At 39.0% G+C, this 24,544-nt stretch carries 20 protein-coding genes; 5 read left to right on the top strand and 15 right to left on the bottom strand.

All coding sequences use genetic code 11. The features are described 5' to 3' along the window. The first annotated feature begins 9 nt into the window (after positions 1 to 9). From Q0376_RS02240 to Q0376_RS02250, 3 genes are all read left to right on the top strand, one after another. Positions 10 to 1,281 (top strand): shikimate kinase, encoded by a 1,272-nt coding sequence (locus tag Q0376_RS02240; RefSeq protein WP_298703619.1) that lies wholly within the window; start codon positions 10 to 12, stop codon positions 1,279 to 1,281. Positions 1,282 to 1,326: 45 nt separating this feature from the next. Further along, positions 1,327 to 1,773: a type II 3-dehydroquinate dehydratase gene (aroQ, locus tag Q0376_RS02245; RefSeq protein WP_298703621.1), complete on the top strand. Its 447-nt coding sequence runs from the start codon at positions 1,327 to 1,329 to the stop codon at positions 1,771 to 1,773. Positions 1,774 to 2,149: 376 nt separating this feature from the next. After that, positions 2,150 to 3,790: a YadA-like family protein gene (locus Q0376_RS02250; RefSeq protein WP_298703623.1), complete on the top strand. Its 1,641-nt coding sequence runs from the start codon at positions 2,150 to 2,152 to the stop codon at positions 3,788 to 3,790. A gap of 359 nt (positions 3,791 to 4,149) precedes the next feature. Here Q0376_RS02250 and Q0376_RS02255 read toward each other — a convergent pair whose 3' ends face one another. From Q0376_RS02255 to Q0376_RS02310, 12 genes are all read right to left on the bottom strand, one after another. Further along, a complete protein-coding gene (locus Q0376_RS02255; protein WP_298703625.1) occupies positions 4,150 to 5,151 on the bottom strand; it encodes an electron transfer flavoprotein subunit alpha/FixB family protein in 1,002 nt (333 codons plus the stop codon). Between the two features lie 18 nt (positions 5,152 to 5,169). Then, positions 5,170 to 5,973 carry an electron transfer flavoprotein subunit beta/FixA family protein gene (locus Q0376_RS02260; RefSeq protein ID WP_298703628.1) on the bottom strand — a complete coding sequence of 268 codons (804 nt, stop codon included), beginning with the start codon at positions 5,971 to 5,973 and terminating at the stop codon, positions 5,170 to 5,172. A gap of 14 nt (positions 5,974 to 5,987) precedes the next feature. Further along, positions 5,988 to 6,269, bottom strand: coding sequence for a ferredoxin family protein (locus Q0376_RS02265; protein WP_295787935.1), 282 nt, complete (start codon positions 6,267 to 6,269; stop codon positions 5,988 to 5,990). After that, on the bottom strand, positions 6,266 to 7,546 hold the full coding sequence (locus Q0376_RS02270; protein ID WP_298703630.1) for an FAD-dependent oxidoreductase: 1,281 nt from the start codon (positions 7,544 to 7,546) through the stop codon (positions 6,266 to 6,268). The genes Q0376_RS02265 and Q0376_RS02270 overlap by 4 nt, the downstream gene beginning before the upstream one ends. 237 nt (positions 7,547 to 7,783) lie before the next feature. Continuing rightward, positions 7,784 to 9,472, bottom strand: a complete 1,689-nt coding sequence (locus tag Q0376_RS02275; protein WP_298703633.1) for a sulfate adenylyltransferase subunit 1 — start codon at positions 9,470 to 9,472, stop codon at positions 7,784 to 7,786. An 84-nt stretch (positions 9,473 to 9,556) separates the two neighbouring features. Then, on the bottom strand, positions 9,557 to 10,456 hold the full coding sequence (gene cysD / locus Q0376_RS02280) for a sulfate adenylyltransferase subunit CysD (protein ID WP_298703635.1): 900 nt from the start codon (positions 10,454 to 10,456) through the stop codon (positions 9,557 to 9,559). Positions 10,457 to 10,687: 231 nt separating this feature from the next. Continuing rightward, complete coding sequence (locus tag Q0376_RS02285) at positions 10,688 to 11,002, bottom strand: ferredoxin family protein (protein WP_298703637.1); 315 nt, start codon at positions 11,000 to 11,002, stop codon at positions 10,688 to 10,690. Further along, positions 10,986 to 13,073, bottom strand: coding sequence for an adenylyl-sulfate reductase subunit alpha (locus tag Q0376_RS02290; RefSeq protein WP_298703639.1), 2,088 nt, complete (start codon positions 13,071 to 13,073; stop codon positions 10,986 to 10,988). The genes Q0376_RS02285 and Q0376_RS02290 overlap by 17 nt, the downstream gene beginning before the upstream one ends. Before the next feature lie 69 nt (positions 13,074 to 13,142). Then, a complete protein-coding gene (locus Q0376_RS02295) occupies positions 13,143 to 14,216 on the bottom strand; it encodes an ABC transporter ATP-binding protein (RefSeq protein ID WP_298703641.1) in 1,074 nt (357 codons plus the stop codon). A 157-nt stretch (positions 14,217 to 14,373) separates the two neighbouring features. Next, entirely contained in the window at positions 14,374 to 15,237 is an 864-nt protein-coding gene (locus Q0376_RS02300) for a sulfate ABC transporter permease (RefSeq protein WP_298703644.1), read from the bottom strand. A 1-nt stretch (position 15,238) separates the two neighbouring features. After that, positions 15,239 to 16,078, bottom strand: a complete 840-nt coding sequence (cysT, locus tag Q0376_RS02305; RefSeq protein WP_298703646.1) for a sulfate ABC transporter permease subunit CysT — start codon at positions 16,076 to 16,078, stop codon at positions 15,239 to 15,241. 19 nt (positions 16,079 to 16,097) lie between these two features. Next, on the bottom strand, positions 16,098 to 17,120 hold the full coding sequence (locus Q0376_RS02310) for a sulfate ABC transporter substrate-binding protein (RefSeq protein ID WP_298703647.1): 1,023 nt from the start codon (positions 17,118 to 17,120) through the stop codon (positions 16,098 to 16,100). A gap of 702 nt (positions 17,121 to 17,822) precedes the next feature. Here Q0376_RS02310 and Q0376_RS02315 point away from each other — a divergent pair. Then, the gene (locus Q0376_RS02315; protein WP_298703649.1) at positions 17,823 to 18,806 is read left to right on the top strand and encodes a hypothetical protein; all 984 of its coding nucleotides are present in this window, start codon (positions 17,823 to 17,825) and stop codon (positions 18,804 to 18,806) included. 137 nt (positions 18,807 to 18,943) lie between these two features. On the opposite strand, the gene larA is transcribed toward Q0376_RS02315, so the two are convergent. The 3 genes from larA to Q0376_RS02330 all read right to left on the bottom strand — a co-directional run bounded on the left by larA (position 18,944) and on the right by Q0376_RS02330 (position 22,846). Continuing rightward, positions 18,944 to 20,209: a nickel-dependent lactate racemase gene (gene larA, locus Q0376_RS02320; protein WP_298703650.1), complete on the bottom strand. Its 1,266-nt coding sequence runs from the start codon at positions 20,207 to 20,209 to the stop codon at positions 18,944 to 18,946. A gap of 153 nt (positions 20,210 to 20,362) precedes the next feature. Continuing rightward, positions 20,363 to 21,580 (bottom strand): MFS transporter, encoded by a 1,218-nt coding sequence (locus tag Q0376_RS02325; RefSeq protein WP_298703652.1) that lies wholly within the window; start codon positions 21,578 to 21,580, stop codon positions 20,363 to 20,365. 12 nt (positions 21,581 to 21,592) lie between these two features. Beyond that, a complete protein-coding gene (locus tag Q0376_RS02330; RefSeq protein ID WP_298703654.1) occupies positions 21,593 to 22,846 on the bottom strand; it encodes an FAD-dependent oxidoreductase in 1,254 nt (417 codons plus the stop codon). Between the two features lie 120 nt (positions 22,847 to 22,966). Here Q0376_RS02330 and Q0376_RS02335 point away from each other — a divergent pair, with 120 nt between their 5' ends. Then, positions 22,967 to 23,866, top strand: coding sequence for a LysR family transcriptional regulator (locus Q0376_RS02335; protein WP_298703656.1), 900 nt, complete (start codon positions 22,967 to 22,969; stop codon positions 23,864 to 23,866). The last annotated feature ends 678 nt before the right edge of the window (positions 23,867 to 24,544 follow it).

Genomic DNA, 24,544 nt, shown 5'->3' on the forward strand with positions numbered 1-24,544 from the left:
GCTTTCACCATGAGTATAGAACCAAGTTTGACGGCTTACGGCCTCTTAGGCAAGATGCTGGGCTACAGTTATTCCCCCTTGATTCATAAAACCTTAGGCAATGACGAGTATAGCCTTTACGAACGCAATCCTGAAGAGCTTGCCGATTTCTTTTCTAATCCAGCCCTTAAAGGATTAAATATTACCATTCCCTACAAAGTGGATGCCCTAAAAGCCTGCACTACAGTCTCCTCTGAAGCTAAACGCATCGGTTGCGTCAATACCATGGTGCGCCGCGAAGACGGCTGGTATGGACATAATACAGATTATGATGGCTTTCTCTTTATGCTCAAGGTGAGCGGTATCCAGATTCCTGGTAAAAAAGTTATCATCCTCGGTGATGGCGCCACTGCACATACCATCCATATCGCCTTAGAAGACTTAGAAGCTAAAGAAATTCTTCATTTATCTCGAAATACAGCCCCTTTCTATAGTGATGCACCGACCATTGGCAAGGACGCTGACATAGTTATTAATGTTACCCCTGTGGGAATGGCACCTCATTGCCCTGACTCACTCATAGATCTTAAGGATTTCCCAAATCTAGAAGCTGCTATAGACGTAGTATATAATCCATACCGCACAGCCCTTCTCATAGAAGCAGAAAAACGAGGGGTGCGCTACGCAGACGGCCTAGCAATGCTGGTGGGGCAAGCTGTAGCAGCAGCTAAACTCTTTTTAAATAAAGAATTTACCACCGAAGAAGCGCTCAACATCGTTAAAACGATTCGAAAATCCCAAGAAAACATCGTCCTCATTGGTATGCCTGGTGTAGGTAAAACCACTGTGGGTTCAACACTTAGCCAATTACTAAACCGCCCTATTATTGATTGTGATGCTATTTTCGAAGAACGATATGGCCATCCTTCCACCTATATTGCCACCTATGGTGAAGCTGATTTTAGAGAAAAAGAAACGGCCATATTACATGATATAAGCAAAGAAACAGGTGCTATTATCGCAACGGGCGGTGGCGTTATTACTCGCTCTGAAAACTACGCCTTACTACGTCAAAATAGCCGCATCTATTGGCTTCGTCGGCCCCTAGAAAAGCTGGACACAAGCGGGCGCGTCCTCTCCAATGGGGGCTTACAACGTTTACAAGAATTATATACCGTGCGAGAACCTTTATATACAGCCTTCGCTCAGGTCATCATTGACTACACCACACCAGACAATGGGGCCCAGCAGATTGCTAACGAGTTCCATGCACACTATGACAAGCCAGCCATGATAGAATAATTTATCCTATCATACATGGTCAAAGCAAATAAGAAGGAGTTTTCTATGCGCATTCTAATTATCAATGGCCCTAATATCAATCTATTAGGCCTTAGAGAGCCACATATTTATGGATCAACTACCTACAATGATTTAGTAAACCAATTAACAGCCTATGGTCAAAAATTAGGCCTTACTTTGAGCTTTTTCCAAAGTAATCATGAAGGGGACATAGTCGATCGCATACAAGCAGCCCTACTCGATGAAGAACTAAAGGCGGAGGCCATTATTATAAACCCTGCCGCCTATACCCATACGTCCGTGGCTATTTTAGACGCCCTCAAAGCAGTGAACCTGCCTACCGTAGAGGTCCATATTTCAAACCCTAAAGAGCGCGAAACCTTTCGACACCATTCCTTCGTAAGCGAATATGCGGAAAAGACAATCATGGGGGAAGGCATTAGAGGATATAACCTTGCGGTTGACTATATACTTGATAAAAATATTTTATAATAACAACAATCTTAATTTTTTCATCTTAATTTCCATCTAACAAAAAATAATAAACCCACTAAAAAAGCAGTAGAAATTGTCAACAAAGCAATGAATACTGCTTTATTTTTATTTCAAAAAAACATTATCCTACAAACAACAAATTTATATAATTATTTTTTCAAATTACAAATAACATTTCTTAATTTATAACATTTTATATCAAAAATTTTAATATTACGATAATTTTTCATTGTTAAATGAATACCAATTCGGTATAATATCGTCATAGTTATTACTTCAAGTGTATTCTCTACCTAGATATATATATGAGCATAATAAGTAAAGCAAAGAGAGTACACTGGTTAAATTGTAATTTTTATAATGGAGGTTCTTCATGAATCAAAAAAGTGCAATGTTAAAAAAACTCTCTTTAGCTTTAACTGTAGCTGCTTTAACAGGTACTATGACTACTGCCATGGCGGCTCTTAATACACCTGGCAGAGGCCAAAATGGTGTGGCTTTTGGAACTGGCTCTAGAGCCACCATTAATGCCGCCGGTTCTGTCGCTCTTGGTAATAATGCTGTCGCTGCCTATGAAGGCAATATCGCTATCGGCAACAATGCTAAACCAACTGGTAATGATGCTATCGCCATTGGCACAGATGCTTATACAAAAGCTGCGCCTAGAGCTATTGCCATTGGTAAAAATTCGAAATCTTCTTGGGAAGACAATATTGCTATGGGGACTAACTCTATATCTGAAGGTAGAGAAACTATTGCCATTGGTAATGAATCACATGCAGACGGAGGCACAGCTATTGCCATGGGTAAAAAGAGTTACTCTGGTGGCGAATATTCAATTGCCTTAGGTGATGAGGCTAAAGTTGACTCGAGCGTAGAATCTAGTGTAGCTATTGGACACAAGGCTCATGTAAGTGCCCTAGCAGGCATAGCACTTGGTGATGGAGCTACGGCATCTCAAGAAAATGCTATTGCGCTTGGTAGTGATGCTACTGCTGCTGGTACCAATTCCGCCGTCCTTGGTAATGGCGCTAATGCAACAGGCAACAATTCACTAGCATTGGGCTTAAGCGCAATGGCTGTGTCTGATAATTCTGTTGCTTTAGGTGCAAATTCTTCTGGTAATATCGCTGACACCAAAGCAGAAGCTGCTTATATTAGCAGTGAAGCATATACCTCTGATACAGCTGGCGTTGTATCCGTAGGTGATTCTGCTAATGGTCTATATCGCCGCATTACTAATGTAGCTGGCGGTGCTGCTGACCATGATGCTGTTAATGTACTGCAATTAAAAACCTTAGAGTCTAATATTAATGACAAAATTGAAAATTTAGATTCCACTAGTGCCACAATTGGTGGAAACACAACAATCAACGAAGGTGGCATTACTATTAACAATCCTGACTCTGGTAACTCTACAATCATCACTGGTGATTCCATTACAACAACTACTGTTAACGCTGATACAGTAAATACTGACAAAGTTGTAGTAGGTGGTAATACTTATATCACTAAAGATGGCATTGATGCTAACAATCAAACAATTAAAAATGTAGCGCCTGGCGTAAATGGTACTGATGCAGTTAATTTAAATCAATTAAATGAAGTAGCTCAAGGCGTTAGCAATGTAGGTGCCTCTGTAAGCCGTTTGAACACTAAAGTAGACAAAGTTGCCGCTGGCTCCGCTGCCCTCGCTGCTCTTCATCCATTAGACTTCGACTCTGATGATAAATTGACCTTTGCTGTAGGTTTTGGTGCCTATAAAGGTGAACAAGCCGCTGCTGTTGGTGCCTTCTACCGTCCAAATGACAATTTAATGTTCAATGTAGGTGCTGCCGTAGGTAACTCCGACAATCAATACAATGCAGGCGTATCCTTCAAATTTGGCGATTCCTCTCCATATACTAATATGAGCAAAACAGAAATGGTGACTAAATTAGAAAACCAAGACAAAGAAATCGCTAACTTAAACGATCGTCTAGCTAAATTAGAAGCCCTAATTGCTGCTAAATAAAAAACTAACCGAGCTGATAAGCTATTAAACACATAATATTTAGCTCAACATAATAAACCGCTATACCACAAGTCAGTACACTTAGAATCCTCTAAGCCCCTTGTGATATAGCGGTTTTAATTTTTATACCATTTTAACCTTCCCCGATGAAATGTCTTGCCGTCGTTTAAGGTTAGTGAGTTAAACGCTAATTCAATAGAAATAACTACAAGCGATAACTTATAATTAATGAACAGCATAAAAATAACCCTATTACAAGTAAAGTGAATTTAGAGCTTGTCTCGTCTGAACTTTCTTGTAATAGGGTTATTTGATATCTTGCGCTTAACAATCAAAAATTGTAGCCATTTCTTCAGCAATTAAGCCTTAGCAGCCTTAAACTTGGCAATCATTTCATCAGCCACTTCCATGCAGTCCCCCACAATGCCATAATCGCACACTTTAAATATGGCTGCGTCAGGGTCATTATTAACAGCAATGATTAAATCAGAGCCTGTAATACCTGCTGTATGTTGGATGGCTCCAGAAATGCCAAAGGCAATGTAAAGCTTAGGGGCAACGGTCTTACCAGTCTGACCAATTTGACGACTTAGTTCATACCAACCTTTTTCTACAATAGGACGGGTAACACCAAGTACACCACCCATAACTTCGGCTAATTCTTCTAATTTTTTGAAATTCTGCGGATTACCTACGCCACGGCCACCAGCTATAATAATTTCAGCTTCTTCAATATTAACATCATTCATATCAATATTAATCATTTCAACGAAACGATTGCGAATATCCGATATATCTAGTGCCACCGCTTCCTGACTAATCGTGCCTTGACGGCCTTCTTGACGTTCTGGCATTTTAAATACATTAGGACGAACCGACCCCATTTGCGGACGATGTTCTGGACAAATAATTTCAGCTAAAATATTGCCCCCTAAGGCAGGACGAGTCCAGTCAACTAAGCGGTCTGCTTCATTAACGGATAAAATCGTACAATCTGCTACTACGCCATTTTTCATGCGTCCAGAAATACGTGGTGCCAAATCACGGCCATCATTAGTGGCCCCGATGAGGATAACATTAGGCTTGTTATGAGCAAAGAAATCAGTAATTACCTTTGTATAACCATCAGTGGTATAACGAGCTAATAGAGGATGCTCAAACACATGGACAAAATCAGAACCATATTCGATTAAGCTTTGTGCCTCTCTTGCAATCGATTCACCTAAAATCAATGTATGTACATCTTCATTGAGCTGATCTGCAATGAGCCGCGCCTGACCAATTAATTCATATGTTACCTTGCGCACTTCACCATTAAAGCAGTCAGCGATTACATATACACCTTTATAGTCTTCAAACATGTTAATCCCTCCTCGCTCCTATAGTAATTCACGCTTAGTCAAAACATCCACAATTGTGTCCACTGATTCAGCTGTACCATTAGTCAACATAGTCCCAGCGGAACGCATAGGAGGGCTGTATACTTTACGAACACGAGTTGGTGACCCCTTAAGGCCTAGACGAGCTGGATCTGTTTCCATATCCTTCACAGTGATTTTTTTAACTTCATAATCAAAGGCCCGAATAGAATTTAATAAGGTGGGATAGCGAGGCTCATTGAGCGCTTTTACAGCCGTCACCAATACAGGCATGTCTGTATCTAATACTTCAAAACCTTCTTCATGCTCTCTATGAGTGCGCACTACACCATCAGCTAAAATATCCAATTGGCACACATAGGTCACTTGAGGAATACCCATTTCTTCAGCAATTTGAGGGCCTACTTGAGCAGTATCACCATCGATAGCTTGCTTACCACAGAAAATAATATCAAACGCCTTGCCTTGAAGCTCTTGTACCTTTTCAATAGCTCTAGCAATAGTATAACTTGTAGCCAATGTATCAGCACCAGCAAAGGCGCGGTCTGTAATTAAATACGCTTCATCAGCGCCCATAGAAATACATTCGCGCAATGCCACATCTGCTTGAGGTGGTCCCATGGTTATAACCGTAACTCGTGCACCAGGATTAGCATCCTTTACCTTTAGAGCTGCTTCTAATGCATTCATATCAAATGGATTCACTATACTAGGTAAACCTGTACGAATGAGGGTATTCGTTTCTGGATCTAACTTAATCTCTGATGTATCTGGCACCTGCTTAATACATACCAGTAATTCCATAATATGCCTCCCTATTAACCTTGACGAAATTCAACACCCTTGGTGTCATCTGGATATTCCCACTTTGTCACGATGGTATGACCACAGAGTACGCGACATGTACCACATTCAACGCAACCTGCATAATCAAAGGCCAAGGTACCATCATCATTTAAGGTATAAAGACCTGCGGGACACGCATTAACAAGCTTCATTTTTTCCTTCATATCAGGATAATCATGAATGATTTCAATATGAGGATGCCCTTCATTTACATAATATTTATTGACGCCTAATTTTTCTTCTAAATTTGTCATAGTGCACGCCCCCCTTTGAGCATATCCACAGCCAAGTTAAGTAAGCCTACACCATTGGCGCGTTTAATAAGTTTAGGTACCAAGGATTTAGCCCCTTCACCATTAACGGTAAATACATCTTGCATAATACCATTAACCATAGCTGGATATTTTTTGAAAATGCGAGGATTGTTAAGGAATTCAGGGAAGTAACGATAGTGTTTAAGATCTTTGCCGATGAAACTATCATTAACTAAAATATCATAATAGCGCATAGCGCCTGCAGAGTAATCATTAAGTTGTTTAGCCTTAATAACTGCATCAGCTGCATACATACCGGACGCAATGGCAAAATCCATGCCACGCACGGTATAGCCCATATTAATACAGAAGCCCGCCGCATCACCTACGATGGCAAAACCATCGCCACTTAACGTGCTCACCGATTTATAACCTGCCTCTGGCACCATATGACCGCTACGCTCTACTAATTTGCCGCCCTTTAAAAGCCGTGCAATCGTTGGATAAGCCATAAATTCTGTCATCATATCTTCAATGGTAGCATCCGTTTCACCAATATGTTCAAGGCCCACTACAATCCCTAAGGAAAGGCTATTTTTATTAGTATATAAGAAACCGCCCCCCATAAGACCATGAGTTATATCCCCCATGAAGAGCCACGATAAACCTTCATTGCCATCTAAGCCTAAACGATCTTCTAGTACGCCTTTATTAAAGGTATATACTTCCTTAGCACTAACAGCTACTTCATCAACCTTAATCGGTGCGCGAAGGCCTGCTCGTTCAGCCAGTAGCGAATTAACGCCATCCGCTAAAATAACCACATCAGCTTCCATTGTGTCTTGGCCACAACGAACGCCAACGACCTTTTTACCTTCCATCAAAAGATCGGTCACTTGAATGCGATTGACCACTACAGCACCTGCTTTAGCCGCCTCATTGACGAGCCATTTATCAAATGTACTGCGAAGTACTACATAGGACTCATCCTTTGGATCTTCTGGCTTAGCCTCATACTCTACGGTGGTAGCTTTGCCTCCTTCTAAAATAGAAATGCGCTCTTTCGTAACAAAGCGTTCTAAAGGCGCTGTGCTTCTAAAATCAGGAATTAATTCCTCTAATGAATGGGTATAAATACGACCGCCTGTCATATTCTTCGCCCCACCATAACTACCGCGCTCAATCAAGAGCACATTGACGCCAGCTTTGGCCATCCGATATGCAGCAGCTGCGCCTGCCATACCGCCACCTACGACAATTGCTTCAAATCGTTTCATGCTTTACTCTCCTTAGATTATTAATATAGTAAACATTATGTTTTACCATTAGAGCTAAAATAAACACTAAGAAATTTACTGCATAATATATATATTCTAATCTTATACCAAAAATACCTTTTTTGCATAGCATATATATTCTATAGTTATAACAAGCATAAACAAAAAAAGGGACAGGTCAATACCTGTCCCTTTTTATATGTGAAATAATTCATGTTATAAGGCTATATTACTAGCTTAAATAGACCAAAACGAATCGTGGAATATAATCTTGCGATAGGTTTCAAAACGAAGCCAAGTATCATGCCAAGCCCCATCATGAACTAAATTATCCTGTGTCGATTCACGTAAGAATTGTGCCACATCTTCAGCGGAGTTCACTTGAATAGCAAAGCCACGGCCATTGACTACTGGTACATCATGATACACATAGTCTGCTAATGCCATAATATCAGCTAATTTGCCATCACGTACAATCAGTGCGGCCTTATCACGAACGACTAAAATATCAAAATCGCTTGGATAGGAATAGCTAGCTCCTTCCAATGGAAGTTCATCACCAATAGTAAAGGTAGCACGGGTTGGCCTAATTTTGTCCATCTTGAGTCCTTCCACATTATAATAGAATTCATCAAATACATCGCCGCGTGCTGTTATGCCATTACCTTCAAATGTATGCTGCTCTGCTACAGTACCGACAGCTTCCACAATGCCGCAAGCAGAGGTCATATTAGTAAGACGATTAATTAAAATCAATTCGCCCATCGTTTTGTGACGGCGGAATTCGTCAATCACAACAGGTGATTGAAAATGAATAGTGCATAAAGCAATACCATTTTTATTCAAAGTGGCTACCGGTTGTTCTGTCCCAGTGTTTACATCAATTTGGTATTGAATATCTGTCACCGTGCCAGCCACTTGTTTTGTGCCAAGACTTACTAAATACTCATTGCCCACGGTTAATGGTTCATCATCCATCCAAAGAAGTTTTACACTGGCTGTTTGGGCTGTAGTAATGCCTGTAGATTTTACAAATACACTGCCTCGCGACACATCAATTTCACGATCTAATTGCAAGGTCAATGGCTGCCCTTTATGAGCTCGTTCCACTGTATCAAAACCAACTTGCAAGGAAAGCACTTCCCCTGTTTCGCCACTAGGAAGAACGGTAACAATATCGCCTACAGCGACTTCGCCCGCTTCTACCTGGCCTTGGAAGCCTCTAAAGGTATGGTTTGGACGGCATACACGCTGTACAGGCATGTAGAAACCATCTTCTACAGTCCCCTTTGTATCCACTGTTTCCAAATAAGGTAAAATGGCCTTACCTGTGTACCAAGGCATAGCTTCCGAGTGAACCATAATATTATCCCCTTCAGTAGCTGATACAGGGATAACAGTATATTGCTTTAAGCCTACATCCTTAGCCAGCTCTGCAATATCTGCTTCAATAGCGCGGAATACATCTTCCTTATATCCGATTAAATCCATTTTATTTACGGCAAAGACAAAGGATTCAATACCCATGAGCGCACAAATGCGAGCATGACGACGTGTTTGCACTAAAATACCTTGTGATGCATCCACTAAAATAATCGCTAAATCAGCAAAGGAAGCACCTACCGCCATATTGCGAGTATATTCTTCATGGCCTGGTGTATCCGCTACAATAAAGCTACGATTATCCGTTGTAAAATAACGATACGCTACATCAATCGTAATCCCCTGTTCCCGTTCTGCCATAAGACCATCGAGCAATAAGGAATAATCAATGGCACCGCCACGGCTCCCTACCTTACTTTCTAACTCTAAGGCTTTTTTCTGATCCGCATATAATAATTTTGCTTCATATAAAATGTGGCCAATAAGTGTAGATTTGCCATCATCTACGGAGCCACAGGTAATAAATTTTAAAAGTCCCTTCATCGCTGTATCCTCTCTATTCTCTAGTATAAACTCATGTGAATCACTAGGACTCAACATGGTGCTATTGGATTAATAAGTCTATATTTAGAAATACCCTTCTCGTTTACGACGTTCCATACTACCTGCTGCTTCATTGTCGATAACACGAGTGGTACGTTCTGAAGATACAGCCGATAAAGTTTCTTCAATAATTTCATCTAATGTAGTGGCCTCTGATTCAGTACCACCAGTTAATGGATAGCAGCCAAGAGTACGGAAACGCACTTTTTTATGCTCAATAGTTTCGCCAGGCAATAATTTAAAGCGATCATCATCTACCATAATAATATTGCCATCACGATATACTACAGGGCGTTCTTCTGCAAAATAAAGTGATACTATATCTATATTTTCCCGTTTAATATATTGCCAAATATCTTTTTCAGTCCAGTTAGATAAAGGGAATACACGAATACTTTCACCTTTATTGATTTTTGCATTGTAGAGCTTCCACATTTCAGGGCGTTGGTTCTTAGGATCCCATCCATGTGATGCATTACGGAAGGAGAAGATACGTTCCTTAGCGCGTGATTTTTCTTCATCCCGGCGACCGCCCCCAAAAGCTGCGGTAAAGCCATATTTATTAAGGGCTTGTTTTAATGCTTGCGTCTTCATAATATCGGTGTAAGCCGCGCCATGGTCAAAGGGATTGATTCCCTGTTTAACGCCATCTTCATTGATATACTCAAGCATTTGAAGACCAAATTTTTTCGCCGTTTCATCACGGAACCGAATCATTTCTTTAAACTTCCAAGTCGTATTGACATGTAAAAATGGGAATGGTGGTTTTTCTGGATAAAATGCCTTTCGTGCTAAATGTAGCATAACGGAACTATCCTTACCAATAGAGTACAACATAACTGGCTTTTCGCATTGCGCCGCTACTTCACGGATGATGTATATGGCTTCTGCTTCTAATTCATCTAAATGGGAGTATTCACTCATGGTCCCTACCCTCTTTCTCTCAATCGCATGCCCACAAATGGGGCCCTAACAAAACTAGTAAATATAAATTAAATATGGCGTATTTAAGTGGCCCTTATATATATATAACAAGCCCAAGTAAACAGAGATAAACAACTTCACTTGTAATGAGCTACAGAAAAATTTACTTATAATACACTACAGAGAAAAAATTACTTATAGCAAACTACAGAGAAAAGAAATTTACAGTACTTAATACTTGTTTGATTCCTGTGCATTCACATCAATAGTCTGCACTTGCCCATCAATTCCTTTATATTGCCAATGCCATATGGTTCCTTCACGGCGTGCCTTCATAGTACCGCCGAGGCCACCCATGTCAGGGCCTAAGAAGTACTCAATAGCCCCTACAGGACATTCTTTAATACAAGCCATACAACCCCAACAATCTTTTGGGAAGGCCATATACGCCTTGTGCTGATCATTCATTTGTGGCAAACTGCCTGGACAAATATTAACACAGCGCTGGCAACCTACACAGGTTTGTTGATCAATTCTGATGCTCATAATAATCCCCCTTCACTAGTGGGCGCAGCTTAATCTCTACTTGCCCGGCTTTCACTGTAGAATTCACATAGCAAAGCCAATCATCGCTGGTATGAGGATAGTCTAAATTCTCTGCAAAGCTATGCCAACGTGTTTCCTCACGAGCGCCTAAATGAGCAATTAACACTAAGCATACAGTCAAGCGCTCCTTAAGTTCGTAAATGTACATAAGCTCTTGCATCGTAGTGGCTTGTAATTGAGGCACCAATTGCTCAATCTCTTCAATCCGTTGTTTCGCTCTTGCCAATTGTTTACTATTAAAGCGATAATAAGCGCCAATGCCACCAGCATAACTATCCATAGCACGTTGCATGGCTTCTTCTAATTGCTCGGTTGTAAAGAATGGAGTCGCTGTTGAGGCACCTGATTGATTGGTTTCTCCTAATCGGTTAGGTGCCGCCTTTTGCTCACTTGTCCCTATATGTAAAAATCGTTCGTATTCCTCCATTTTAGCCTGTGCTTGTGCTAATACCTTAGCACTTGTCTTAACACCACCTAAAACAAGCTTACCATGGCTAGATGCTAACACTGTATTGGTATGGCCAGATGCTAACGCTGTATTGGTATGGTCAAATGCTAACGCTGTATTAGTATTGTCAGCTGCAGCCTCTGTATGGGCTCCTACTGCGTCCTTACCTCGCCCTAATTGCTCATGAATTCGTTTCGCAATGGCAAGACCTGCAATTTCACCTTCTGCTAAAGCACCAGTTACATATTTTTGAGGACAACCACCAGCTACATCGCCCGCTGCATAAAGATTGTGAATCGTGGTTTCACGGTTCGTATCTACCCAATAGCCACTCGCCGTATGGCCGCCTACAATATAGGGCTCCGTTCCTTCAATCTCAACATTTTGATCCTTTGGTCCATACCCCGATTCAAGCCATTTTAAAGTTTGACCAGGCGCCATATTCAAATAGGCTTTTAAAAGGTCCATGTTTTGCTCACTTGTAATGCCTTCCGTAGCTAAATAACAAGGCCCTCGTCCATCTAATGTTTCTTTCACCGTACCATACACACGCTGCGAAGTAGTGAGTCCATATTTTGTTTCATATACATCCCCATCTGCATTCACTTGTTTAGCCCCTACCCCTTGAGCAATGGTACCCGTTGGAGCAATGGTGTCTTTACAACGTAGGGCAATAAAGCGCATTTCAAAAGTAGTCATTTCAGCGCCTGCATTGATACCCATGGCAAATCCAGCGCCCGTATTAAATGGTGAGTACCACATTTTATGACGGGAAAATCCTGGATTATTTGGTCGGTATAAACCCGCGGCGCCACCGGTGGCACAGATTACATAGGGTGCATAAATTTCATAGGCTACGCCATCACGCATAGAAAATCCTACGGCCCCTTTGATCGTGCCATCTTCTACTAAATAGTCAGTCATGACTACATGCTCTAAAATATCTACATTATCTAAAGCCTGAGTGGCTTCGGCCAACAATGGTTTAATATTCTCCCCATTGATTTTTATATTCCGATTACCCCGTGCCATATACTCGCCCTGCTCATCTTTTAAAATAACAAGGCCCAACTCTTCGAGGACTTTTGTCACGCCATTTAAACGCTCACTCATAGTCAAGAGCAAATCATGCCGTACAATGCCCGCCGCATCTTTAGTGGCATAGTCTACATAATCTTGAGGCTTACGACCTTTTACAATATATGCGTTGAGTGCATTTACGCCCGCTGCCAAACAACCACTGCGACGAATCGCCGCCTTTTCAGCAATAACTATATGCGCATCACAGGTTTTGCGAAGCGTTAAGGCAGCGTAACAACCGGCTGTACCACCACCAATAATGAGCACATCCGTATCAATCCGTTTTCGTTCTAATGGCATTTGCGCTACCACCTTTTTTACGGTTGCCTTTCTTGCTGCTATTGTTTGTGCCATTGTTTTTGACCCTATTTCTGTTTGTTCTATGTTATCTTGATTTATTTTGTTCTGTTCCATTTTCTTTTGGCCTAATGATGCTTGTTTTAGTGACTTTTGACCTAATACATCGCGCTCCACTGAATCCATAGAAACCTCCTCTGTGCCATGTACGATATGACGCACGATATCACGTGCGATAGTAACTCATGTACGGTACTAAATATAGAAAACGGGTCCCGTTTCTAAGGCCTTATTCTTAGCAATATGAACATCCGTATAGCTACATAAAAATAGGCGATAAATTAAAACTTGTACCTCTTCTCCCACTTGAAACGAATTGGCTTCAATAGGATGGTCCGCTTCAATTACATGGTCCCCAATTTTAATACGCATAGTCAATCGTGTGCCTCGAAATGTGACTGCTTCAATAATGCCCTTTTCAACAGCACTTCGATTATCATGCTCCGCATCAGCTTTATAAACAGATACAAACTCTGGACGAATCACCGCCCAATCAAAGGTCTTTTCTTTCTCAAAACCTTTTAATGTTTCATATTGCATAATCACACTAGCCTTACCCATAAAGGCTGCTACAAATGGTGTAGCGGGCTCTCCATAAATGGATTCTGGCGTCCCAAACTGCTCAATCCGTCCTGTATTAGTAACAATAATGCGATCGGCTAACTCTACCGCTTCTTCTTGATCATGAGTTACAAAAATACTAGTAATCCCGGATTTTTTAATGGTGTCCTTTAGCCATTGACGAAGTTCTAATTTTACTTTCGCATCAATGGCGGCAAAAGGTTCATCTAATAATAATACCTTTGGTCGCGGTGCCAATGCTCTTGCAAAAGCTACCCGTTGCCGCTGACCACCAGATAATTCACCAGGATACCGCTCAGCTAAATCAGCTAAACCAATTAACTCCAATAGCTCGGTTACACGCTCTTTAATCTGAGCTGGCTGCGTATTCTGTACTTCAAGACCAAATGCAATATTATCAAATACAGTCATATGTCGAAACAAAGCATAATTTTGAAACACAAAACCAATGCCACGCTTAGCTGGTGCAATTTGATTCACCCTCTGCCCAGCAATATATATATCGCCCGAATCAGGATGCTCAAGGCCAGCTAACATGCGGAGAATCGTCGTTTTTCCACTGCCGCTAGGACCTAATAAAGCAATAATTTCGCCATCCTCTATTTTAAAATTAACATCTTTAGAGGCTTCAAAATTACCATATGACTTAAAAACCTGATTCATTTCTACGGCTTGGACTGTACTCATCCAATCACCTCTTTTTCTCTCTTACTATCTCCATATCTACACGGTTAATAATGGTACAGCTATTAATACAGCGCCTATCTTTCATGTCCCACTGCTCAATCGGTGTACCATGTACTTATAACTGTTCCATTCGCTTAAGCTCTATCATATCCTTATATCATTTACTTCTACTATGTCCCATTTTATGCTCCACATAGGCTCGAAGGAGCAATAAGCAAATAGATAAAAAGACCAATAATGACGAGGCTGCAAATGCAGCAGTTACACTATCATTAGTAGCTGATAAGTACAATGCATCAATTTCTAAAGGCAGTGTAAACGTACTTCCCCGCGCTTTTGATAAGGCACTAACGGCACCAAATTCCCCCAATGCACGAGCAGAGCAAAGCAATACACCATATAAAAATCCCCATTTTATCTGAGGAAATGTAATCTTCCAAAACACCGTAAAGCCAGAGGCCCCCATGAGAACAGCAGCTTCCTCTTCTTCACGACCATGAGTATGCATAACCGCAATCACTTCGCGAAACACAAAGGGTAGTGTAACGAAAATCGTAGCCAATAACACCCCTGGAATGGCAAAAACAACACGCCAATGGGTGCCCAGCCATTGATTTATGGTATCTAAGATTTCATACCCCCAACCAATGCGACCAAACACCATAATAAAGGCTAACCCTGCAATAACCGGGGATACCGAAAATGGCACATCAATGAGTGTCATTAGAACTTGCTTCCCTTTAAAATCAAATTTGCCAATGGCATAGGCCGCACAGAGCCCAAAAACACTACTCACTATAACGGCCACTAAAGCCGCCCCTAAGGTCAATCCTAAAGCATGTAGAACATACTTAGTTGTTATAGCCTTTATAAAAAAGGCTATACCTTGTTGGAAGGAACTAAGCAAAACCGTCATCAAAGGAAGCACTAACATAAAACATACGAACAATGCGCCTAAAGTGATAAGCGTATATTCAACCAACTTGGACTCTTTAGTTCCTTGTAAATTAGGATTTGCCATACTATCTACCTCCTACGCGTTTTGCTTGTCTAAGCTGCAATAAATTAATGCTAAGCAAAATCATAAACGCCATAATCAGTAATAACACGGCCATAACCGTAGCCCCTTCATAATCAATGTAATTTAATTTCTGCATAATCACATAGGATACAACCTGTGTCTGTGCTTTGGCACTATTGCCAGAAATATAAATAACACTGCCATATTCACCAATACCTCTAGCAAAGGCTAAGGCAAAACCGGATAAGCCAGCAGGCAATATTTCAGGTAAAATAATCCGTCTAAAAATAGTAAAGCGACTCGCTCCTAATACGGCGCCGGCCTCTTCAAAAGAGCCGTCTAATTTAGACAATACGGGCTCTACAGCACGCACTACAAAAGGTATGCCTACAAATACTAAAGCAATAATAATGCCCATTTTTGTATAAATAAGGGAAATACCTAATTTAGCTAGGCTCGCCCCCATAAGACCAGAATCAGAATACAGTTTAGATAGTGTAATCCCTGCTACTGCCGTAGGCAACGCAAAAGGCAATTCAATTAAACTATCAATAATCCGCCGTCCTGGAAACTCATAGCGCACTAAAATCCAAGCTAATATACAACCAAATACTAAATTAATCCCCGCGGCCACTAAGGCGGTGGAAATACTGGTCATAAATGCATGAAATACAGTTGGTTTAGCTAAGATCTGCCACATCTGCTCCAGTGGAACCTGTATGGCTAAACCAAAAATAGTTCCCATGGGTAATAATATAATTAAAGATAGAATGCTAATGGTTATTCCCATGGTAAGTCCGAAGCCAGGTAATAAACGTGGCCCCTTTTGTCTCTCTCTCATAGGCCCTCCTACTAAGCTCTTACTGCTCTCGCAGTGTATCAAATACAGCCCCATCTTCAAAGAAGCGTTCATACGCTTTAGTCCAGCCACCAAAATCACGAATCGTTACCATACGACTGGGTGTGGGGTATTGATTAGCTACTTCCTTCATAACTTCAGGATTAGTAGGCCTAAACCCATATTTTGCAATTAAGCGTTGACTTTTCACATCATATAGATAGGTCAAATATTCCTTTGCAATGTCATAGGTGCCACGCTTCTTAGCCAATTCAGCCACTAAAGCTACGCTTGGCTCTGCTACAATGGACACACTAGGAATTACAATTTCATACGCCCCTGGATGATTGTTCATACTTTGAATGGCTTCATTCTCCCACGCAATGAGCACATCCCCTTGCTTATTCTCCACAAATGTTGTGGTAGCCCCTCTCGCACCAGCATCCATGACAGTCACATGATTATAAAATTCTTTTACATACCGTTCCCCAGCTGCTTCATTCCATTCAGGGCCACTGCCATACGCATAGGCAGCTAAAAATATCCACGCTGCCCCACCACTACTCTTAGGGTCAGGAGCAATCAACCGTACACCGGGCTTAATCAAATCGCCCCAATCTGAAATCCCCAAAGGATTCCCTTTTCTCACTAAAAAGACAATCGTTGAAGTATAGGGAGCGGAATAATTAGGTAATTCATTCTCCCAGTTAGGGTTTAATAAATGAACCTTTTGTAATAAATTGACATCCTGTGCCAATGCCAATGTCACCACATCCGCATCAAAGCCTTCTACCACAGCACGAGCTTGGTTACTAGAGCCTCCATGGGATTGATGGACAACTACATCTTGTCCTGTCTTGGCCTTATAATACGACTCAAAATCCGCATTATAGGCTTCGTAAAATTCTCTCGTCGGATCATAGGACACATTAATAATCTCTTTTGCCTGACTCTCCGATGAAGGGCCTGCCATATGATATAATCCGCCTAGTGCTGCCCCCACAACAACTAAGGCAATGAGTATAATCCTTCTCTTTTTCTGCACTGATTATCACCTCAATTACAGCGCTTACATATCTCTTTTTTCTCAAACCAACAATCTCTTGCCTATAAGTCCTTGTGTAGGAAGTTGTACCTAATCATATAAGACTTTGTATATAGAATTGTCCCCTCACAATTCTAATTTTTAATTCCTATATTTTTAAAAGGAATTTATGGCAAAAAAATTGTAAAAACACTTAAAACTGTTTGTTATTTTACGTTTTAAATCATACATTGTCAATAGGATTTATTACATCCTAAAATAAGCCCAAAAGTATATCTACATTAATAGATTTATTTATTGAGAAATATTTTTATTTACTGATTTTTACAGTTTCAATTCTGATTTTCTACTTTTCCATATGCTATACACAAAGTTTGAGTAATTATTGGGTAATTATATAATACCTATAGTATATATTATTTATAATAATTAAATACTATTTATAGTCCTTTTATATGATAATTATTATCATATAATTTAGATTGTATAAACCTTATATTATATTCATGTTAACAATGATTTAAAAGAATATGCTATACTAAATACAATACTAAATACAATATTAAATATAATCGTACATTTATTAAGTAATAAGAAGCATGACTTTAATCACTCCATAAAAAACTCTTTAAAAAGTCGTCTTTACATAATATGTCTTTAAGTTATACATTCTTTAGGTACCAAACCTGGAAAGGAGCCCTTATGAAAACTCTTATACAATCGCCTATGGAGCGGACTACAAAAATTCTTATGAAACCACTTACGAACGCTCTTATGAAACCACTTACGAACGCTCTTATGAATCCATTGGCAAGCTCTCTTATGAAGCCCCTTACAAGCTCTCTTACGAAAGCGATTACAAATAATCTTATAAACCCCCTTTCAAATACTCTTATGCACTCATATAGCCGTACTAAAGCATGGCAAACGGCTGCACTTACACTAACCATCACAATGGGTTTAGGCGTGGCCATGCCCATCCTTACCAATGCTAGTACAGTATACAGTGCTGCCCCCAATTACCGAGCTGTTAATGAACAATTAGCCACTAGCCTATTACAACAATTTCAAGGAACCTGGTACAATCACCAAGGACAGCCTATGTTAGACATTCAAAATGGCTATATTAACAGCACCCAAGTAACAGGGATTTATAACTATGCGGGGAGTAAAGCTAAAGGTGATGCGATTCTTCGTTTACAAGAAAAAGCGGGCCCTAAAGATTTAAAATTTAGCTGGTCTATTCGCCATACACCAAAAGACTATATTGTTGTCAATGATATGACCATGCTTCGCAATGTACCTACGGTTAGTTACAATGAATCCATTGCGGGCGTCCATTTAGGCATGAATGCCTCTGAAGTTAAAGCACAGCTTGGCAATCCAAGCCAAATAGGCCGTCTAAACAATCTATACATACTCAAAGGTTGGTATTATGGTGATAAAAAAATCGCCCTCTCCTTTAAGGGCGATACAGTGGACGGAATTTACCTCCTAAAAGGAAGTGCCTTACGCTTTAAAAAATCTGGTTTAAATGCAGATAATGCCTTAGCTACTTTTGCTGAAGAGTATAATTTTAAAAGTGCCTCCTTACGCCTTGGCACCACCTATCCTATAGGCCAAGATGAGTATATGTATTTCGATGAACAAGGTCGCTTTGTGTGGCTAAAAAATGAGCCGAATTGATTAGTCCATAATTTAATATAAATATCCTTCAGTGTAGTTTCATACCTAGTATTAAAATAACCCTCAGTGCAACTCATCTATACAGCTTTTAATAAAGATGTATAAATGAGGTACTGAGGGCTTTTTATACTTCTATATTACTTATTTTCTAGAAGTGGCACAGTGTAGGAACCATGAGGCATCAAAATAATAGGTGCATCAGCGCCCAATTTAGCTTCTGCCATTTTTAAAGCTTCTTCTACAGAATGTACTGGTGTAAAGAAGGCTTCTTTAGCATATTCATCGGGAAGCGTCGACAAGAGATAAAATTCTGCTTTTTTCATTAAGCGCGTCACAGCATACGCCTTATGGCGGCCAATTTGGAAATCTTTGCGTACGGAGTCTTCTATAGCTTGAATGGAGTGGTAATTATGTACGGTCTCGTCAAAAATTGCCGATCCAGAGCCTTCACGACACTCAGCTAATAAAATAACCACACCACCTGGCGCTACAGCCTTTACCGCATTATCCATGGTCTTTTGCATTTGATAAATATTAATATCTTTTGGATAGCCACCAGTAGATGCAATTACAATGGGAGCCAAGTCTTTAATAGGCACGCCATTTTGCTTATTAACAAAATCACAGGCTGCCTTATGTGCTGTAATATAATGGCCCGCAAATACACCAGTAAATTCCTTTTCCCCATTTAATACTACATTTAATAGGAATGTTGGTGGACAAAAAGCAACGCCTTCAATTTGATCATCATAAATTGGATTCCCATCAAGTTCGCCAATAGCCGCCTTATCATCAAGCATTAAGCTGTGATTTTTACGAATTGTTTCATACGATGCAACGCCTGGAAAAATAGCTTTTCGGCCACCGCCAAAACCAGCGAAAAAGTGATGTACTACAGAACCTGTACAAATAATATGATCTGCTTCTACAACATGTTTATTTAACTCTACACGCGTGCCAAAAGATGTTGTACCTACATATACAAAATCTTCCGCTTTTTTCGCATTAGAGTTGATTAATTGAATTCGATCAGCAATGGCTGGACTTACTTCCTGACGCATTTCTTCTTCCGTCATATCCCGATGCGTTCCAAGTGCAAATACAATTTTAATATGATCATCCTGTACGCCTAGTTCGTTTAAATAATCAACTAAAATAGGCATAAACACATGAGTATTTGCAATGCGCGTTGTATCATTGGCAATAATTGCCACCGTTTCGCCAGCCTTAATCAATTCTTTTAATGGTTTAGAATCAATGGGATGGTCAAATGAATCCCTAATAGCCTGCTCTGGATTGGGTAGCACAGGAGTCTCTGCCATGTGTAGCTCCCCAATAACACGCTTTTCATCTAATTTAAAATCAACAAAACCATCACCATAGTGAAAGGAGTATGCCTTCATACTAAATACCTCCCTAAAACCTCATGTACTTTTGTAATATACAATAGTATATTAAATGTGAGTTTATTATAACATATGGGGAGGATAGGGACTATAGAGTAATAACTAATTTTCTAAATCCCCAATTTCTACTATATAAAATTTATAGTAGAATTACTTAATTTTAACTAAATATAATGCAATAGACCCAATAATAGGGAAAATTGCAATAACTAATAAAGCAGTCTGATAATTACCTGTAGCAGATAAAATTCCGCCTAATAGCATTGGTGCTGATAAGGAACCTGCTTGATTAAACAAGTTAACAAATCCTGCTGTAGTTGCTCTTAAGTGATCTGGTGCCGCATTAATAACAAGGGCATTTGTTAATGCACTATACATAAAAGCACCTATTCCTAAAATAGCTCCAGTTATATAAAGCATATTCGCTTGGCTAGTATTAGCAAATATGATTAAAGCTGGTGCAAATAAGAATAAGCAAAGTGATGCTAAATGACTCTTTTGAATTGGTAAAATATCTGATAAGAAACCAATAGTAGGCTTAGATATTAAGGCTGCTAAACCATAAATAGTCATTATCGTTCCCGCAAAAATAGGCGTTACGCCTAAGTTTTTTACCATGTATAAATTAGTCCAATTAGTAACCCCCCAGGTAGCACCTGTAGCGAAAAATCCAGTTATAGACATTAATATGATATTTTTATTGCATATTAAATATTTTAAATTAGCTTTTAAAGATGTATTAATCCCTGGTTCACTTTTATTATTTTTAATATCTGACTCTATGCTGATTTTATCTCTAATAGGTTTAACTGTAAAAAATGATAGTAACATAACAATTAATGGCAATACTGCAGTTACTGCAAAAGCGACCCGCCAACCATAATGAGTCGCAACATATGGTGCATATAAATTAATTGTTGAAATCCCAAATGAAGTACATGTTATAAAAATACCAACAGCTGTACCTCGTTGTTTACTAGAAAAATAATCTCCAATAGCACTTAGGCAAGAGGACTGTACAGGCCCCGAAACAATCCCTAATAAAAATCTTAGAACCAACCCCATAGTATAACTTGTAATCATACTCATAAAACCAGTTATAATAGACATTGCTAGTAAACTAAATAAAATTGTCTTTCTATAACCAAATCTATCGGCCAACATACCTCCTGGTAAAACCATCAAGGCATATCCAAAATAAAAAGCTGTTACATACGTTGTACCTTGAGTTACAGTAAAATTCATTGCATCGTTAACTATAGGCATAAGTGTAGACCATGATAGCCTAGTCACAAAGCTTAATAAAAATGTAAGCCATACTGTAATTAATACTAATATCTGTTTTTTAGTAAATCCCTTTGAATTCATACCTAATCTCCTTTATATTAAAACCCCTTGACGTATTAATTCAGATTGAATCTCTACCACCGATACACTAGTTCTTTGCGTCATTAAGGCCGCAGCAACACCCGCTGCTTGACCAGTTACCATTGAAGTTCCCATAACACGTAAAGATCCAAAAGCAACAGAGTCTGTACTCACTAATCTGCCTCCTACCCAGAGGTTTTTACAATCTCTTGCTTTTATTATTCCTAAAGGAATAGATGCATATTCATTATCGGGTAAGAGCTTATACTCAACAGCTCTATCACCTTTGTGTAATTCTACACTCCACGCTGCACGACCAATACTATCATTTCGTTTTACACAAGCCAAAACATCTTTTCCTAATAAGATCTCTTCCCCTATAACTCTTCGGCCCTCTCTAACCCCCAGTTGTGGTCCACTTTGAACTAGTTTAACGTTTTCACAACCTCTTATATATTTTCTAATAACGTCAACATATGAAAGAACCTGTTTTCTTAAATTGATTTCAGCTTTTGTTAAAGTCTCTCCATTTAAATGCTCAACAAAAACACTCGGAATAGTACAGTATCCAATAGTATCATGCTCGTGTTTGATTATCATCCCCTTTTCCTTAAAAATATTCTTTATACCATCTTTTTTAGCTTGTTTAATCGCATTTTCAATTTCTACATTCAATATATCCCGACTAGGCAAATTTGATAATTTAAACACCATAGAAGCCTGTTGTGTATTGCCGTACTCATCTCCCCACACTATAGGCAAACCTAAATTTTGTATTAAATTTCCATTACCAGTAGTATCAATAAATTGTTTTCCTTCAATAACAAGCTCTCCATCATCATCAACACAAATAATACTATTAATCTGATGATTAACTGCATTCGCTTTAACAAATTGTGTATGTAAACGTAGTTCAGTCCCTGACTCCACTAAGAGTTCATCAAAAATTACTTTCATAATTTCTGGGTCAAACTTAATATTACTATTTCCAGTTGATTTTGATGGATATGGCTTTATATCAAAGCCATACTTCTTCATCTTATTCAAAAGAAGCTCTCCAACACCACCAATTACTAAGTCAGGATGTGTTCCCCTAGTATAAAACCCACAAAAAGCTGCTACCTGAGACATGGTAGCTTGTCCTCCAAACATGCCTTCTCGTTCTATTAATATGGTTTTAGCACAACTTTTACTCGCAGAAATAGCAGCTGCAATACCAGCGGGTCCCCCTCCTATAACTACAACATCATAATTAAATAAACGCATATATTCCCTCCTTAAAATACCAATACATCTCTTGTTTATTACTATACAAAAAGTTTTTTAATTGGTAAAATTGTATTATTATATATTTTTAATAGTTTTTTTATATTAAAAAGAGGGTCTATGAATTTAAAGCAAATTGAAGCTGTTTTAGAAATAAATAAAACAAAAAATTTTACAACAGCAGCAGAAAATCTATTTATTTCTCAACCAACTTTATCTACTCATATTAAGCAATTAGAAGAAGAGCTAGAAATTGAACTTTTTAAACGGCATAAAAAAAGAAAAGTAGAGCTTACATCTGCTGGTGAAAAATTTATTATTTACGCTGAGCGCATTCAATCAAATTTAGATAAACTCTCTTGGGCTATGAAAAAAATAGATACAAATACATCAGGGGAGCTAAGAATCGGCCTACTCTGGACATTTGGATATACTAGAATTAGAGAAACAATTCGAGAGTTTAGAAATAAATATCCTAACATAAAATTACTTTTTAAAATTGATGCAAGTGAAGTGTTAATTCAAGATCTTCTTCGTTATCAACTGGACTCTATTTTCATTACTGAGGCCAATAAAAACTCCTTATTTGGATTAAATGAAGAATTTAATCATTACTTAATTTCTCAAAGTAATTTAACGCTAGTGATGAATAAAAATCACCCTTTAGCAACAAAAAAATATATTGAATTTGAAGATTTAGAAGGTGAATCTATATTAAATGTATCAAAACGTTCATCAATGTATCCCGAAATAACCCCACAATTAAAAAAAGAGCATGCAGCAATTATTGGTGAAAGCTCTCAAGCCGATATTATTTTTCAAATAGCAGAAGAAGCAATAGGAATGGGGTTTTTAGCAGAAGAAACTTGTAAATATTTTAACAATCCAAATGTTGTTTCAATTCCATTATTCCCTCCAATTAAACGTAATATTTATTATGTCTGCAACCCTGAATCTGAAAACTCAAAATGGAGTAAATTATTTAAAGATTTTTTACTATCTAAAAATTCTACAACATAGTTAATAATATTAAAAATTTGTCTTCTAATTTAATTTAATAATTCTAATTCATTTAAAATCTAAAGTATTATTTTTAGTTATCATGAAACCCCAAACTTACAAAAAAGACTATGCCTTTTGGCACAGCCTCTTTTTATAAATCAGTAATTCCCTACCTAATAAGTTAGAGATACTCCTGCCTCCTTGGCTGGAAGCGACTCGTAAAATTGTTCCTCGTCAGAGTAACAAAAAAAGAAGCCATGTCTTTTGACATGAGCTTTATTCCTTGCAACTTCCTGTTCTCAGCTGTGAATTCTTCTTCAAAGAATTTTACGCTGCGAACTAAAAGATTCGCACTCATTTGTGCGTCACTAACGTTCCTTCAAATGAGGCTCTCTATTTATTCCAGACCGCTTCTATTGTGCTTATATCCATAGAGATACCTCTACTATTAACTCTTCTTGGAAGCGGCTGGACAGATGGATAATTCTCAAAATAACAAAAAAACAGCGACTTCCTGTTCGGATGCTGTGGACTTTTTCTAATGTTCGCCTTTACCTTTATAAATACTTCCGTTCGAAGGCTGTGGACTTTGCTGCGCAAAGTCTTACACATCGAACTAAGCGATGTTCTATGTTTTATGCGTCGCCTTGCTCCTTTAAAACATGAACCCTGCTTACCAGGTGCCCTGGGAGGATA

The organism is uncultured Veillonella sp. (genome assembly GCF_937981445.1).
Classification (GTDB): Bacteria; Bacillota; Negativicutes; order Veillonellales; family Veillonellaceae; genus Veillonella_A.

Excerpts from the sequence above, each read along its gene's own strand:
- Q0376_RS02240 (WP_298703619.1), top strand. The coding sequence starts at position 10 with ATGAGTATAGAACCAAGTTTGACGGCTTACGGCCTCTTAGGCAAGATG.
- aroQ (WP_298703621.1), top strand. The coding sequence starts at position 1,327 with ATGCGCATTCTAATTATCAATGGCCCTAATATCAATCTATTAGGCCTT.
- Q0376_RS02250 (WP_298703623.1), top strand. The coding sequence starts at position 2,150 with ATGAATCAAAAAAGTGCAATGTTAAAAAAACTCTCTTTAGCTTTAACT.
- Q0376_RS02255 (WP_298703625.1), bottom strand. The coding sequence starts at position 5,151 with ATGTTTGAAGACTATAAAGGTGTATATGTAATCGCTGACTGCTTTAAT.
- Q0376_RS02260 (WP_298703628.1), bottom strand. The coding sequence starts at position 5,973 with ATGGAATTACTGGTATGTATTAAGCAGGTGCCAGATACATCAGAGATT.
- Q0376_RS02265 (WP_295787935.1), bottom strand. The coding sequence starts at position 6,269 with ATGACAAATTTAGAAGAAAAATTAGGCGTCAATAAATATTATGTAAAT.
- Q0376_RS02270 (WP_298703630.1), bottom strand. The coding sequence starts at position 7,546 with ATGAAACGATTTGAAGCAATTGTCGTAGGTGGCGGTATGGCAGGCGCA.
- Q0376_RS02275 (WP_298703633.1), bottom strand. The coding sequence starts at position 9,472 with ATGAAGGGACTTTTAAAATTTATTACCTGTGGCTCCGTAGATGATGGC.
- cysD (WP_298703635.1), bottom strand. The coding sequence starts at position 10,456 with ATGAGTGAATACTCCCATTTAGATGAATTAGAAGCAGAAGCCATATAC.
- Q0376_RS02285 (WP_298703637.1), bottom strand. The coding sequence starts at position 11,002 with ATGAGCATCAGAATTGATCAACAAACCTGTGTAGGTTGCCAGCGCTGT.
- Q0376_RS02290 (WP_298703639.1), bottom strand. The coding sequence starts at position 13,073 with ATGGATTCAGTGGAGCGCGATGTATTAGGTCAAAAGTCACTAAAACAA.
- Q0376_RS02295 (WP_298703641.1), bottom strand. The coding sequence starts at position 14,216 with ATGAGTACAGTCCAAGCCGTAGAAATGAATCAGGTTTTTAAGTCATAT.
- Q0376_RS02300 (WP_298703644.1), bottom strand. The coding sequence starts at position 15,237 with ATGGCAAATCCTAATTTACAAGGAACTAAAGAGTCCAAGTTGGTTGAA.
- cysT (WP_298703646.1), bottom strand. The coding sequence starts at position 16,078 with ATGAGAGAGAGACAAAAGGGGCCACGTTTATTACCTGGCTTCGGACTT.
- Q0376_RS02315 (WP_298703649.1), top strand. The coding sequence starts at position 17,823 with ATGAAAACTCTTATACAATCGCCTATGGAGCGGACTACAAAAATTCTT.
- larA (WP_298703650.1), bottom strand. The coding sequence starts at position 20,209 with ATGAAGGCATACTCCTTTCACTATGGTGATGGTTTTGTTGATTTTAAA.
- Q0376_RS02325 (WP_298703652.1), bottom strand. The coding sequence starts at position 21,580 with ATGAATTCAAAGGGATTTACTAAAAAACAGATATTAGTATTAATTACA.
- Q0376_RS02330 (WP_298703654.1), bottom strand. The coding sequence starts at position 22,846 with ATGCGTTTATTTAATTATGATGTTGTAGTTATAGGAGGGGGACCCGCT.
- Q0376_RS02335 (WP_298703656.1), top strand. The coding sequence starts at position 22,967 with ATGAATTTAAAGCAAATTGAAGCTGTTTTAGAAATAAATAAAACAAAA.